The organism is Tritonibacter mobilis F1926, from assembly GCF_000376545.2.
In the GTDB taxonomy this organism is placed as follows: domain Bacteria; phylum Pseudomonadota; class Alphaproteobacteria; order Rhodobacterales; family Rhodobacteraceae; genus Epibacterium; species Epibacterium mobile.
In genome coordinates this window covers 2,488,929-2,502,108 of record NZ_CP015230.1, presented here as the reverse complement: position 1 = coordinate 2,502,108, position 13,180 = coordinate 2,488,929, and the positions used below count along the sequence as shown (strand labels likewise).

Annotated in this window: 12 protein-coding genes; 6 read left to right on the top strand and 6 right to left on the bottom strand. The window is 57.9% G+C overall.

Going from position 1 to position 13,180, the window contains the following annotated elements:
• Window positions 1–30: 30 nt before the first annotated feature.
• Window positions 31–912 (bottom strand): DMT family transporter, encoded by an 882-nt coding sequence (locus tag K529_RS11730; protein ID WP_005622963.1) that lies wholly within the window; start codon window positions 910–912, stop codon window positions 31–33.
• A 106-nt stretch (window positions 913–1,018) separates the two neighbouring features.
• On the opposite strand from K529_RS11730, the gene K529_RS11725 reads away from it, so the two are divergent.
• On the top strand, window positions 1,019–1,507 hold the full coding sequence (locus K529_RS11725) for a MarR family winged helix-turn-helix transcriptional regulator (RefSeq protein WP_005622964.1): 489 nt from the start codon (window positions 1,019–1,021) through the stop codon (window positions 1,505–1,507).
• A 94-nt stretch (window positions 1,508–1,601) separates the two neighbouring features.
• On the opposite strand, the gene K529_RS11720 is transcribed toward K529_RS11725, so the two are convergent.
• The 3 genes from K529_RS11720 to nth form a co-directional block, all read right to left on the bottom strand.
• Window positions 1,602–3,947 carry a methyl-accepting chemotaxis protein gene (locus K529_RS11720; protein WP_005622965.1) on the bottom strand — a complete coding sequence of 782 codons (2,346 nt, stop codon included), beginning with the start codon at window positions 3,945–3,947 and terminating at the stop codon, window positions 1,602–1,604.
• A gap of 351 nt (window positions 3,948–4,298) precedes the next feature.
• The gene (locus K529_RS11715; RefSeq protein ID WP_005622966.1) at window positions 4,299–5,291 is read right to left on the bottom strand and encodes an adenosine kinase; all 993 of its coding nucleotides are present in this window, start codon (window positions 5,289–5,291) and stop codon (window positions 4,299–4,301) included.
• Window positions 5,288–5,932, bottom strand: a complete 645-nt coding sequence (gene nth / locus K529_RS11710) for an endonuclease III (protein WP_005622967.1) — start codon at window positions 5,930–5,932, stop codon at window positions 5,288–5,290. The genes K529_RS11715 and nth overlap by 4 nt, the downstream gene beginning before the upstream one ends.
• Before the next feature lie 199 nt (window positions 5,933–6,131).
• Here nth and K529_RS11705 point away from each other — a divergent pair, with 199 nt between their 5' ends.
• The 4 genes from K529_RS11705 (at window position 6,132) to K529_RS11690 (ending at window position 9,554) form a co-directional block, all read left to right on the top strand.
• On the top strand, window positions 6,132–6,983 hold the full coding sequence (locus tag K529_RS11705) for a methylated-DNA--[protein]-cysteine S-methyltransferase (RefSeq protein WP_046002108.1): 852 nt from the start codon (window positions 6,132–6,134) through the stop codon (window positions 6,981–6,983).
• 329 nt (window positions 6,984–7,312) lie between these two features.
• Complete coding sequence (locus tag K529_RS11700) at window positions 7,313–8,002, top strand: helix-turn-helix transcriptional regulator (RefSeq protein ID WP_005619882.1); 690 nt, start codon at window positions 7,313–7,315, stop codon at window positions 8,000–8,002.
• A 169-nt stretch (window positions 8,003–8,171) separates the two neighbouring features.
• Window positions 8,172–8,837: an OmpA family protein gene (locus tag K529_RS11695; protein ID WP_005619881.1), complete on the top strand. Its 666-nt coding sequence runs from the start codon at window positions 8,172–8,174 to the stop codon at window positions 8,835–8,837.
• 171 nt (window positions 8,838–9,008) lie between these two features.
• On the top strand, window positions 9,009–9,554 hold the full coding sequence (locus tag K529_RS11690; RefSeq protein WP_005619880.1) for an NADPH-dependent FMN reductase: 546 nt from the start codon (window positions 9,009–9,011) through the stop codon (window positions 9,552–9,554).
• Window positions 9,555–9,597: 43 nt separating this feature from the next.
• Here the strand turns inward: K529_RS11690 and K529_RS11685 are convergent, their stop codons facing one another.
• Both K529_RS11685 and K529_RS11680 read right to left on the bottom strand, forming a co-directional pair.
• Complete coding sequence (locus tag K529_RS11685; RefSeq protein ID WP_005619878.1) at window positions 9,598–10,512, bottom strand: cation diffusion facilitator family transporter; 915 nt, start codon at window positions 10,510–10,512, stop codon at window positions 9,598–9,600.
• Window positions 10,513–10,516: 4 nt separating this feature from the next.
• Window positions 10,517–11,284 (bottom strand): sulfite exporter TauE/SafE family protein, encoded by a 768-nt coding sequence (locus K529_RS11680; RefSeq protein WP_005619877.1) that lies wholly within the window; start codon window positions 11,282–11,284, stop codon window positions 10,517–10,519.
• Between the two features lie 148 nt (window positions 11,285–11,432).
• On the opposite strand from K529_RS11680, the gene K529_RS11675 reads away from it, so the two are divergent.
• A complete protein-coding gene (locus K529_RS11675) occupies window positions 11,433–13,130 on the top strand; it encodes an acyl-CoA dehydrogenase family protein (protein ID WP_005619876.1) in 1,698 nt (565 codons plus the stop codon).
• Window positions 13,131–13,180: the final 50 nt, after the last annotated feature.

The window sequence follows — 13,180 nt, the reverse complement described above, 5'->3', positions numbered from 1 at the left end:
CAGCAATTAGGTTTGGCGTAGGCCGCACTGTTATTCAGCGGCTACGGGTGCTGTCTTTGCAACCGCTGGTTTCGGGGCCTGCTGGCCGAGCCAGACTGAGAACAATGCTACGATTGCCCCAAGCGCCTGCAGCATGGAAAAGTGCTCGCCCGCAAATAGCGCGCCGAGGATCACGGCTGTCAGCGGGCTGAAAACACCCAGAAGCGAAATCTGAGCAGGCGCGATGCGGCTTATGCCGCGAAACCATAGAATATAGGTGAACGCGCCGCCAATCAGGCTCATATAGCCGAGGCCAATCAGGTTTGCCGTCGAAAGGGTCGGCCATTCGGGCAGCGCAAATAAGGCGACCGGTATCAACAAGATCCCGCCGGCTGTGAGTTGCCACGCCGTGAAGGTTAGCGCAGGTACACCCGGTTGCCATTTCCGGGTGAGCACCACGCCTGTAGCCATCGACAGCGCGCCGCCAAGTCCGGCCAGCACACCCGTGGGGTCTAGGCTGGCCTCCGGCCCAAGCACCAGTAATCCAACCCCAATGATGCCTAGAAAAGCGGCCGCGATGCCTTTGCGGTGGATCTGTGTGCCAAGAAGCGCGCCAGACAGCGCCATCACGAACAATGGCTGCACGGCTCCTAACGTGGCCGCGACCCCGCCCGGCAAGCGATAGGCCGACAGGAATAAAAGCGCCCAAAACACCGAGAAATTCAGCGCGCCAAGCACAAAGATCTTTGGCAATAACGCCACGGGTGGAAGCTGCCGCACGAGTAAAAGGAGTAAAAAGCCAGCGGGCAAGGCGCGCAGTAGCGCAACCAGATAGGGCGACTCTCCGGGGAGAAAGGTTGTGGTCACAATATAGCTGCTGCCCCATATCGCGGGCGCAAGTGCAGTGAGGGCGAGGTCTCTTGTGTCTGTCATGGTGTTGCCTCCTGGGTATCTTGACGTCGAGATAGTATCCAGAAGTCTCGACGTCAAGATATGCGCTTGCATTGACCTTCCCTGCACGGCGGCACATTACTGTCGCATGGATCATGTGGACTTCATTTTAGAACAATGGCGCAAAGAACGGCCTGACCTTGATGTCACCGCGATGGGCGTTGTGGGTCGCGTTGGTCGGCTTCATCTCGCGTATATGAAACCGATGGAGAAAACTTTCGCTCGCTTCGGTCTGAATGGGGCAAAGTTTGATGTATTGGCGACGTTGCGCCGCGCCGGAGCACCGCATTGCCTTTCTGCTGGTGACCTGATGAAGGCGACAATGGTTGCCTCGGGCACCATGACAAACCGGATTGACCGGCTTGAGGTGGATGGGCTGGTGAGCCGCACCACCAACCCCGAAGACAGCCGCAGTTTTTTGATTGGGCTGACGGACAAGGGCTTTGACTTGATAGATCGAGTCGTCGAAGTCCATGTCGAGACACAGGCATCGCTCCTTGAGGGATTGTCAGATGAAGAAATCGTGCAACTTGCGACATTGCTGTCAAAGGCATTGAATGCCGCGGGCCGTACCTGACATCAGATGCGACCCGTTGGTTTGTCCGTCACTTGAGGCCGCAGGGCGAGCGGTCAAGATGTGGACAAAGTCTGATCAACTGGTTTGGCCTTAATCAGAAATCTTCATAGTAGTTGAAAGCGGCGCTGCCATCACTCGCGAATGTCCCATGGGCCGTCGGGGCGAGAGGGGTCTCCTCATCCGTTTCGGCATCCAAATCCCAACTATCCACCGCCGGTTTGGGGCTGGCGGATACCATTTGCCCGGACAATTTGAACTTCGCCACGACACTACCCAGTTCAGCGGCGTCATTGTCCAGCATCTGACAAGCGGCAGACGCTTCTTCAACCATCGCGGCGTTTTGTTGTGTGACTTGATCCAGTTGCACCACGCCGGTGTTGATCTCGCCGATGCCATTGGATTGCTCCGAGGCACCCTCAGCGATACCCGACACCAGTTGCGAGATATTGTTCACCCGCTCCACGATCATCTGCAGCGCGTCACCAGCTTTGCCGACGAGATCGACACCAGCTTCGACCTGTTTGGAACTCTCACCGATCAGCGATTTGATCTCCATCGCCGCATCTGATGAGCGCTGGGCGAGCGCTCGGACTTCGCTTGCGACGACGGCAAAACCACGTCCGGCCTCGCCTGCGCGCGCAGCTTCAACGCCAGCATTGAGCGCCAGCAGGTTGGTTTGGAACGCGATATCGTCAATCACAGAAATGATCTGTTCGATCTTCTTCGAGGATTGCTCAATTTCCGTCATCGCGGTCACAGCATTCTGTACAACCCCGCCGCTGACTTCGGCCTCCTGTTTCGCCTCGCCGGTGATCTGCTCGACGCTGCGAGCACTGTCTGCAGCGGACTTAACGCTCACCGTCATCTCTTCTAGCGCGGCGGCTGTTTCTTCCAGTGTTGCCGCCTGACTTTCAGTACGGTGGGAGAGGTCATTTGATGACTGGTTGATCTCAGCCGCACCATTGCGGATGCGGTTCACCGCGCTCACCACATGCCCGAGTGTTTCATTGAGCGTGGTCACGGTTTTGTTGAAGTCTTCGCGCAGTTTTTCGTGTTCGCCCGCAAAAGGCGCCTCAATCTTTGTGGAGAAGTCTCCTTGCGACAGGCGCAGCAACCCTGTGCTGAGGTTTTCGACGACAATGGCCTGTTCACGCTGTTGTTCGGCACGTTCTTCGTCTGCGCTGCGGGCGATTTTCAGGTCATCCTGAAACGAGAGCAACGCTTTGCCGATGTCGCCGATTTCGTCGCCACGCTCGGCTTCTTCGACGCTGGTGTCCAGATTTCCGGAGGCAACTTGGGCCATACCGTTCGCAATTTTATGCAGCGGACGGGTAATCGACGCAGCAACCCGCCAGCCGAGAAAAGACATCATCGCACAGATCGCAAGCCCGATGAGAGCAAGTGTCCACGCTTTTTGATACAGCGGTGCCATGACGTCTGCGACATCCTGTTCGACAACCAGCGCCCAATTGGCAAGATCAAGCCCGACTGGACGGGATGCCGCCATGACTGGGTGGCCGTCCAACCCGGTTTCACCCTTGGAGAAATGGGTCTCTCCTTTCAGGGCGGTTGCAAGATGATTTGCCTCTGGGAGCGTGTCGAGCACGCTGTATCCCCCGTCAAAACGGGAGGTTGTACGTGCTTTATAATCTGCGCCAACGATATAGACCTGTGCGGTCTCACCAAGGCCGTCATCATTGTTTGTAATGACACCGAACATATCAACCGGAACCTGCACTGCAACGACCCCCAATAGGCTGCCATCCGCTGCCATGACAGGGGTCGCGAGGAACGCCGCCGCAGCGCCATAGCTTGGGGCGTATGGTTCCATATCTGCAAAAACCACTTCGCCCTCAGCAGCAGCGCTCGCAGCGCGATAAGCCTTGCCCAATCCGGAGTCCGCATAGGTGCCATCACTGAGGTTGGTGGCGTAATCCATCTCCTTAAAGACGGAATAGATGATGTCGCCCTCTGGATTGATCAGGAAGGCGTCATAATAACCTTTGCTTTCGATCAAGGTGCGCAAACCGTTATGATAGACCGCGTGCGTCTCGTGATAGGCCGCGTCCCCTTCGGCGCGCTGTAGCTTATGCTTCTCACCGGTTGGGAAGCTGTTTTCAGTGATGTAAGCGGTTTGCAAACTGGCTGCCGCCTCAGATCCAAGAGCGTTCCATGTTTCTTCAAAACTGATCAGCGCAGATGAGGTGGCGGGAGACTGGGCCAGTGAGACCAGATCGTTACGAATATTGAACATGATCTGGCGCACAGAATAGCTCCGGTCCGCCAAAAGCGATGCCATCTGGTCTTTGACGGATCGTTCGGCGAACCGGTTGAAGGCAATCAGCGCCGCAGCGATCAGGAGGAAACTGGTTACCGCGCAAAATCCCGCAAAGAACAAGGGCAGTTTGCGAGAGATCTTTATGGTATTCGTACGAAACATGACGAGATCCTGTGGTGTTGCTTGACCTTCAGAGTATCTGTCGTCGCCGCTGTTTAAGAATTCGCAAATATAGCCATAATCGTATATCTTTCGAGCGAACCTATACTTTCGCGCTGTCGAAGTGTTCGGAATTCCGGTCAGCTATGACGTCAATGCGAAACGCCTTGATCTCACAGGGAAAGTCCGATTCGAATCGGGTGGAATGATGGCAGGGGGATATTTGCCCAATATTTGTGCATAAATTTGAATATGCTAATATTCTGGGCGTATCGATAAGGGCGCGATTGCGTGTTGGGATGCGCGCATCTGCTGGCACCGAGCTCACGTGGCCCGGTGCCATGATCTGTGATGTTAGAGAAGACCCGCTTCTTGCAGCAATACGCGCATGTCTGCTTTGGGGCGGGGCCCGATGTGGCTGATGACTTCGGCGGCGCAGGTGTTGCCCATGCGTGCGCAGGTCTCCAGATCACGTCCTTGGGCGAGGCCAAACAGGAAGCCTGCCGCAAACTGATCGCCTGCTCCGGTCGCGTCCACAGGGACAACCTTGGTCACGGAGACATCGATACGACCGTCCGGGCTGACCACAGTCACGCCATCGCCCGAGCGAGTGCAGACCACCAACGGACAGATCGCCGCTGTTCTTGCCAAGGCCTCTTCCAGATCATCGGTTTCAAATAGAGAGCGAATTTCGTCCTCATTGCCGATCACAAATTCCAGTTCGGTTTCGATCAGCTTTAGAAAATCGGCGCGGTGACGTTCGACACAGAACGGGTCAGAGATCGCGATGCCGGGTTTGCCGCCGCCAGCGCGGCAGTCACGCGCCGCTTCCATAAAGGCGGTTTTGCCTTTGTCCTTGTCGAAGAGATACCCCTCAAGGAACATGATCTGCGCCTGACCTGCGACCTCGTTTGGTACATCGTCAGAGCTGAGTTCAGATGAAATCCCCAGATAGGTGTTCATCGAGCGCTCGCCATCGGGCGAGACAAAAATCATCGAACGAGAGGTGGGGAGTTCGCCGCCCGCGACGGGCGGGTTCACAAAATCAACGCCATCGTCCTGCATGGCTTGCGCGTAAAATCGCCCCAGAGCGTCGTCATGCACGCGACCGATGAAAGCCGAAGAAAGCCCCAGCGCACCAGCACCCGCAATGGTATTGGCGACAGAGCCACCGGGCGTCTGCACCCGTTCTTTCATCGCAGCATAGAGCACTTCTCCACGCTCACGCTCGATCAGCTGCATAATGCCCTTCTCGATCCCCATATGGTCGAGAAAACTGTCGTCGCATTGAGAAATCACGTCGACAACGGCATTGCCGATACCGACGAGCTGATAGGTTTTGGTCATAGTGTTTTATCCTCGTAGAGGCAGAGATCTCGGATGATGCAGGTGGAGCACAAGGGTTTGCGCGCCTTGCAGTGATAGCGGCCGTGCAGGATCAGCCAGTGATGCGCGTGCAGTTGGAAATCGACCGGGATATTGTCCTCGATCGCCCGTTCAACAGCGTTCACATCCTTGCCGGGGCAGATGCCAGACCGGTTGCCGACGCGAAAGATATGCGTGTCCACCGCCTGTGCCGGGTAGCGCCACCACATATTCAAAACCACATTGGCGGTCTTGCGCCCCACGCCGGGCAGGCTTTCGAGCGCTGCACGAGAACAGGGAACCTCGCCACCGTATTGATCGACAAGGATGCGGGAGAGCTTGATGACGTTCTTGGCCTTGTTGCGATAAAGGCCAATCGTCTTGATGTGTTCGATCACACCCTCTTCGCCAAGGGCGAGCATCTTCTGGGGTGTGTCGGCGATTTTGAACAAATCCTTGGTGGCTTTGTTCACGCCTGCGTCGGTTGCCTGAGCGGACAGGGCGACGGCCACGACCAACGTGTAGACGTTGACATGGTCGAGTTCGCCCTTGGGTTCGGCCTCGGCGTCCTGGAACCGCGTGAAGATCTCGCGGAGCGTATGATAATCGAGTTGCTTGGCCATCGGGCGTTCTTTTGCCCGCTGAGGACACAGGGCGCAAATTAAAAACGCGTGGTATTCGCAAGGGTTCAGGCGTTGCGGTGCAAAAGTCGCGCTTTTGCGTCGCGCAACAAAACAAACCGCAGGTTCCGGGTCGCGCCGCGTGCTCACTGTGGCTAATCTCAATGCCGAAGTAGAGAGAATACCAACGAGGACGAGTGCCATGCCGCGGGACGAACAGGCTTATCACTATGGGGTGATCCGCCGCGCGATCGAGGTCATTGATGCGGATGGGGCGGATCTGTCTCTCGAAGAGTTGGCGGCCCGCATGGACATGAGCTCAGCACATTTTCAGCGCATATTTTCAGCTTGGGTTGGTGTTTCGCCAAAACGCTATCAGCAGTACCTGCGTTTGGGGCATGCAAAGTCGCTGTTGCGTGAGGATTTGCCCTTGCTGGAGACTGCCCATGCCGTTGGGCTTTCCGGGTCTGGCCGCTTGCATGATTTATTCGTGCGTTGGGAGGCCATGAGCCCCGGTGAGTATGCCCGCCGGGGCGAGGGGCTGACCGTGCGTTGGGGCTGGTTTGACAGCCCCTTCGGTCTGGCGCTCGCCATGGGCACTGAAAAAGGCCTGTGTGGTCTGGCCTTCGCGGCCGAAGTCGGGGCGGAAACGGCCTTGAGCGATATGCGTGCCCGCTGGCCCAAGGCCGCGTTTGTCGAGGATACAAATGCGTTGCGCCCACAGGTCGAAGCGGCCTTTGCGCGCAAAGGCGATACTGCGCTGCATCTGATGGGGGCACCTTTGCAGATCAAGGTCTGGGAGGCGCTCCTGCAGATCCCCGAAGGCGAGGCCACCACCTATGGCGAGATTGCCGAAGCTATCGATAACCCCCGCGCTGTGCGCGCCGTGGGAACGGCGGTGGGGAAGAACCCGCTGAGCTGGCTCATCCCCTGTCACCGGGTGTTGCGCAAGGGCGGCGAAATGGGCGGCTACCACTGGGGCGTGCCGGTCAAACGCGCGATGCTGGCTTTTGAGGCCGCCCGCGCGGAGGTCGCGCAGGAGAGCGCCGCGTGAACATGCGCGTGAGCACCCTTTTTATGCCCTGCAAAAGCGCTTTGCGGCGTGCGCGACGTTTTGCAGCCAGATGCGCTTCGACTTTGTCCCAAGCCTCTTTGCGCTCAATTTCATAAGCGGTGCGCGGTGGGGCAGGCTCGTTCCAGCGATCCAAGCCGAGGGTGACAAGAGCGATCCAATCATAAGACGACATGAGCAGACTCCATTGGGTGTGATGTGACCCTCTGAGAAAAGCAAATCGCTGCTGACACCCTGTTGTCAGTGGGGCATGCTAGGATGGCAGCAGGGTGTCACGGTATGTGCCCGCCCCCTGCATCACCGGAGGTGTCATGACCCGCAGCAATCGGATGTTTGAGTTAATCCAGATCCTGCGCGCGGCCCCTGCGCCGGTTCGGGCCGAGGATCTTGCCGCTCAGCTTGAGGTCTCCAAGCGCACGATCTACCGCGATATTGCTGCGCTTCAGGCGATGCGCACGCCCGTCGAAGGAGAGGCGGGGATCGGCTATATGCTGCGCAAGGGGTATGATCTGCCGCCGCTCAACTTCGATGAAGAAGAAATCGAGGCGCTGCATGTCGGGCTTGCGATGTTGATGCGCACAGGGGATGGCGCGCTGCAGCAGGCGGCGGCACGGGTTGGGCGCAAGATATGCGATGTCCACGCCAGCGCCGAGTGGCTGCAGGTTGCCCCTTATGGTGCGCCGCTTGATGACCCCGACAATGGCTGTGTGTCCAAGGCGATCTTGCGCCAAGCGGTCCGCAGCGCCCAGAAACTGCAACTGGTCTATGTGAATGAGGCCGGAGAGCAGAGCGAGCGCATCCTACGCCCCTTGGCGTTGATCTATCACATCGATTGCACGCTGCTTGCGGCGTGGTGCGAGCTGCGCAGCGGTTTTCGTCATTTCCGCACGGACCGGATGATGTCTGCTGACTTGCTGGAGGCCCATTTCACGCACGAAGCCGCGCTGTTGCGCAAGCTGTGGCGGGAACAAGAACGCGACACGTTTGTTTACAAGGCGTAACCTAGCCCGCCGCTTTGCGAGTTGGGTTGCGCGGCAATCCGCCGAACGCGATGCCTGCACGCTTGCTGCGCGCGGCGATGCGCACAATATCTACACACAACGTCTCCGCCCGCGAACAGAAAACGCGAGCGATAAAAGACAGGTATGAGGAAGAAAAGGTAAACTACGTATGTCTTTTGCAAAAATCCCCGCCCTTGGCGTGCTGGCCGCTGCCGTGGCGCTGAGCGCTTGTGACGATCCTGCCTCCTATGGTGCGCCCGGCGGTATCAACCGCTCTCAGAACGGGGCCATCATAGGTGGCCTGATTGGTGCAGGCATCGGTGCGGCGACCTCGGATGACGACAAGGCCGAGACCATCATCGGCACCGCTGCTGTCGGCGCACTGGCTGGCGGCTTGATCGGGCGAGAGTTGGACAAGCAAGAGGCTGAGCTGCGTCAAAGCCTCGATAACGACTCGATTTCCATTGTGAACACCGGCGATCGTCTGATTGTCTCGCTGCCCAATGATTTGACCTTTGCCACCGATAGTTCTGCGATTTCCTCGGTGGTGCGGAGCGATCTGCGCAAGGTTGCAGGCAGCTTGCAGCGCTATCCGGGCAGTGTGGTTCAAGTGATCGGTCACACCGACAGCGATGGTGCGGCCTCCTATAACTATTCGCTGTCCGAACGTCGGGCCAATGCGGTCGCCGATGAAATTGCTGCGGGGGGTGTTTCTTACAACCGTATGCGCATCATCGGTCGTGGTGAGGATCAGCCTGTCGCCAGCAACCTGACGGCAGAGGGAAAAGCGCGCAACCGCCGGGTGGAGATCGTCATCATCCCGCAGGCGAGCTAAGCCCAGTCGCACGCACAAAATCCCAAGGCCGCGCCCAGAGCGCGGCCTTTTGTCGTTATTTCGCATCGCCTGTGTAAAGGTGCACAGCCCGTCTGCGGTGGTCGGCCTTTGTTCGCGGACAGGCACGCCCTAGCTTTGTGAGCGAGATTGATAATTTGAAAGGACCGAATGATGGCTGATCCTGTATTGCTTATTATTTCCGGCTCTCTCCGCAAGGAGGCGACCAACCGTAAACTGGCCAGAGAGGCCGCTCGGCTCTTTGGACCTGCAGAGGTCATCGAGGGCGATTTGAACCTGCCGCTTTATGATGGCGACGCTGAAGAGGCCGATGGTATACCCACCGCTGTTCAAGCGCTGGCAGACCAAATTGCGCGCGCTGATGCGGTGGTCATCTCGACGCCGGAGTATAACAAGGGTCCGTCAGGTGTATTGAAGAACGCGCTGGACTGGGTGAGCCGCACCGATGGCAAGCCCTGGGCCGACAAGCCAGTGGCCGTGATGTCTGCGGCAGCGGGGCGTGCAGGTGGGGAGCGTGCTCAGATGATCCTGCGCGGTTTCATGGTGCCCTTTCGCGCAAATGTTCTGCCGGGGCCGGAGGTGCATCTGGCGGGGTCCAGCAAGGAATTCGATGAGACGGGCACGCTCACCAGCGATCTCTATGCCAAAACGCTTGCGGATTTGATGACACAATTGCGCGCATTGGCCACGCGGTCATGACATAGTGAATGTTTGGCGGGGCTGATGGCCCCGCCTTTCGCTTTTACAAAGCCGCGGGTTCAATCCCATCTTCTTCCAGCTTGTTGTCTGGCTCGACATGTATTGTCACATGAACACCGGGCAGGGCGGCTTCGATCTCTTCTTCCAATCGGTCGCAGATGTCGTGGCTTTCCGCCACAGACATGTCGCCGTCCACGACCATGTGAAATTCCACAAAAATCGCCTTGCCCGCGCGCCGGGTTTTGATGTCGTGGATTTGCAGTGCACCGCCGCCAGAGCCAAGGATGACGGCGGCGATTTTCTCCTGTTCTTCGGGGGATGCGGCTTTGTCCATCAGCCCATCGACCGAGTCAGAGACCACATGAAGCCCTTCGCGGAGGATGTTTACCGCAACCAGCAACGCAAGGATTGGATCCAGGATGTGCCAGCCGGTTGCCAGCACCAAAACCAGTCCGACCATCACACCGGCCGAAGTCCAGACGTCGCTCATCAGGTGTCGGCCACCTGCGACAAACGCCGGAGATTTCAGGCGTCCGCCTGCTCGCAGCAACACCTGAGCCCAGCCGAGGTTTACCATTAACGCCAATGCGTTCACAGCCAATCCGACAGGTGTGAGGTTCGCAGAGGCCCCCGAGACCAGAGCGACAACCGCCTGATGCAGGATCAAAACGGCGGCGAGGATAATCATGATCCCCTCGATCACTGCGGAAAAATACTCAGCCTTGTGGTGCCCAAACGGGTGCCCATCATCGGCCGGGCGCTCTGCATAGCGGATTGCAAACCATGCCAGCACCGCTGCCGACACGTTCACAAGACTTTCCATCGCGTCGGAAAAAAGGGCGACCGATCCGGTCAGCGCCCAAGCGCCAAGTTTTAGCGCCAGCACCAGAACAGAGACCGCAATTGTGCCGGTTGCGATCTGACTGGCACTGAGGCGCGAACTGAGACCCAAGGGCATCCGCTCAACCCACTAAGGCGCGGCGCAGCAGATTGAGGCCGGCAATCAGCAGAACGAACAGCGTGGCTCGTCGGAAGGTTTTTTGATCAATGCGGTCCTGTAGCCTGCCACCAATCCACATGCCCATCAGCGCAGGCACAATCATCAAAACGGAAAATGGCAGTGTCTCGCTGCGCATCACGCCAGAGCCGATATGGGCAAAAAACAGCACCACTGCGCCAAGGCCGTAGATGACGCCTTGAATGCGCATCTGCTCTTTCTTTTCAGTGCCAAGAGCAGTCAGATACGCGACCGTTGGCGGCCCCCAGATGCCAGAAAAGCCACCGATAAACCCTGCAAACGCCCCGATGCCAATCTCCACTCGGCGCGAGGCTTCGTGTAAAACCAGATGCTTACCCAATAGTTGCGTCACCGCAAAGAGCGTGATCGGTGCGCCAATAATCAACAGCATCACCTGCGCAGGCAATACCCGTACCATCTGCGCGCTCATCATGAGAAACAGCCCGCCCACCAGCAAAAAGGCCCGAAAGCGCTTGATCGATTCCCAAGCGGCACCCGGTCCTTGTTTGAGCGCCTGAAACCCATTGGTGACCAAAGTGGGCAGAATCAGCCCCGCCAATGCCAGGTCCGGCGCCATGATAGAGCTGAGGCCCGAGACCATGATCATCGGCATGGCAAAGCCAACGAGGCCTTTGATCGTGCCAGCAACCAATGCCACGGCGAAGGCCAGCACGAATCCAGCGGGCGCGAGAAAGGGAATGAGATCAGTCATATCCTTGCGTTTAGCACAACCAACGGGTGCTGCACTGCAAAAACGAATGAGTAATTATTGAACGATATGAGTGCTGTTTGAGATTTAATATTGCGCTGCAGGTGCAAAGTGGCCTATCACAGGGCAAGCTCTGAGGAGGATGGCACTCATGCCCCACGACGGACAATTGGACGGACAGGATATGAAACCTACCACGCCGCTGCTGCCGGATTTGCTGGCTTTGACACAAGGCGCACTCGCGCCTCTGGATCAGCTGCTCGAGATTGCGACCTCGCGGGTTCGCGAAACCGTCAGCGATGGCGGCCGTGTTTCTGGTGCGTTGGTGGAACAGCACCAATACGCCGCCCACGGCCTCGCGTGGTTGGCGACGTATGTCTATTCTCTGCGTCAGATGCATCGCTGGGCCGAGGCGCTCTCAGGAGAGGGTAAGTTTGGTGAGATGGAACAGCTGATCCACCAGATCGCCTTTGGTGAATACCTCTGGCAGATCTACGGTGGCATTCAGATGAACCAGGGCGAAGTCCTGCGCCTGCAAGATCTGGGCCTCAGCCAGGACGACCAGCGCGCGATGATGGCACCTGCGGTGATGACGCTGACGCAGTCCGGGAATACGCAGGCAGCGCGTGTGCGTCTGGTTGAACTGATGGAGCAGCAAGCTGGTAGCACCATGTTCGGAGCATCAGGGCTGGACGACGAGCTAGAGATGATCCGAGATCAATTCCGCCGCTATGCTCAGGAAAAGGTCGAACCTTTTGCGCATGACTGGCATCTCAAGGACGAGTTGATCCCGATTGAGGTGATCGAAGAACTGGCGGAGATGGGCGTCTTTGGTCTGACTATACCCGAGGAATTCGGCGGTTTTGGTCTATCCAAGGCCTCGATGTGCGTGGTCTCCGAGGAGCTTTCACGCGGCTATATCGGAGTCGGCAGCCTTGGTACCCGTTCTGAGATTGCCGCCGAGTTGATCCTCGCCGGGGGCACGGATGCCCAAAAAGCGAACTGGCTGCCCAAAATTGCCAGCGCGGAGATCCTGCCGACCGCTGTTTTCACCGAGCCGAACACGGGGTCTGACCTCGGCTCTCTGCGCACCCGCGCGGTCAAGGATGACAATGGTGACTACAAAATCACCGGCAATAAGACATGGATCACCCATGCGGCGCGAACCCATGTGATGACGCTCCTGGCGCGGACCGATCCGGAGACAACCGACCATCGCGGTCTCAGCATGTTCCTCGCTGAGAAAACGCCGGGAACTGAGGATAATCCGTTCCCGACCGACGGGATGACCGGTGGTGAGATCGAGGTGCTCGGCTATCGCGGCATGAAAGAATACGAGCTGGGCTTTGACGGATTCCATGTGAAGGGTGAAAACCTTTTGGGTGGCGAGGAAGGCAAGGGCTTCAAGCAGCTGATGGAGACCTTTGAGAGCGCGCGCATTCAGACTGCGGCACGGGCCATTGGCGTAGCGCAATCGGCGCTCGATATTGCCATGCAATACGCGCAGGATCGCAAACAATTCGGTAAGGCGCTGATCAACTTCCCTCGGGTGTCTTCGAAACTGGCGATGATGGCGGTCGAGGTCATGGTGGCGCGGCAGCTCACGTATTTTTCGGCTTGGGAGAAAGACAACGGCCACCGCTGCGACCTTGAGGCCGGTATGGCAAAGCTCCTTGGTGCGCGTGTGGCATGGGCTGCTGCAGACAACGGTTTGCAGATCCACGGCGGCAATGGCTTTGCGCTTGAGTATAAGATCTCGCGGGTGCTGTGTGATGCGCGCATTCTGAATATCTTTGAAGGTGCAGCAGAGATCCAAGCGCAGGTGATCGCGCGACGGCTGTTGGCCTAGAAAACGGCATACAGGACTGTACTCGACCACGGGTGGGGGAAGCGCCCTCC

Excerpts from the sequence above, each read along its gene's own strand:
- K529_RS11720 (WP_005622965.1), bottom strand. The coding sequence starts at position 3,947 with ATGTTTCGTACGAATACCATAAAGATCTCTCGCAAACTGCCCTTGTTC.
- K529_RS11700 (WP_005619882.1), top strand. The coding sequence starts at position 7,313 with ATGACCCGCAGCAATCGGATGTTTGAGTTAATCCAGATCCTGCGCGCG.
- K529_RS11695 (WP_005619881.1), top strand. The coding sequence starts at position 8,172 with ATGTCTTTTGCAAAAATCCCCGCCCTTGGCGTGCTGGCCGCTGCCGTG.
- K529_RS11730 (WP_005622963.1), bottom strand. The coding sequence starts at position 912 with ATGACAGACACAAGAGACCTCGCCCTCACTGCACTTGCGCCCGCGATA.
- K529_RS11675 (WP_005619876.1), top strand. The coding sequence starts at position 11,433 with ATGCCCCACGACGGACAATTGGACGGACAGGATATGAAACCTACCACG.
- K529_RS11690 (WP_005619880.1), top strand. The coding sequence starts at position 9,009 with ATGGCTGATCCTGTATTGCTTATTATTTCCGGCTCTCTCCGCAAGGAG.
- K529_RS11680 (WP_005619877.1), bottom strand. The coding sequence starts at position 11,284 with ATGACTGATCTCATTCCCTTTCTCGCGCCCGCTGGATTCGTGCTGGCC.
- K529_RS11715 (WP_005622966.1), bottom strand. The coding sequence starts at position 5,291 with ATGACCAAAACCTATCAGCTCGTCGGTATCGGCAATGCCGTTGTCGAC.
- nth (WP_005622967.1), bottom strand. The coding sequence starts at position 5,932 with ATGGCCAAGCAACTCGATTATCATACGCTCCGCGAGATCTTCACGCGG.
- K529_RS11685 (WP_005619878.1), bottom strand. The coding sequence starts at position 10,512 with ATGCCCTTGGGTCTCAGTTCGCGCCTCAGTGCCAGTCAGATCGCAACC.
- K529_RS11705 (WP_046002108.1), top strand. The coding sequence starts at position 6,132 with ATGCCGCGGGACGAACAGGCTTATCACTATGGGGTGATCCGCCGCGCG.
- K529_RS11725 (WP_005622964.1), top strand. The coding sequence starts at position 1,019 with ATGGATCATGTGGACTTCATTTTAGAACAATGGCGCAAAGAACGGCCT.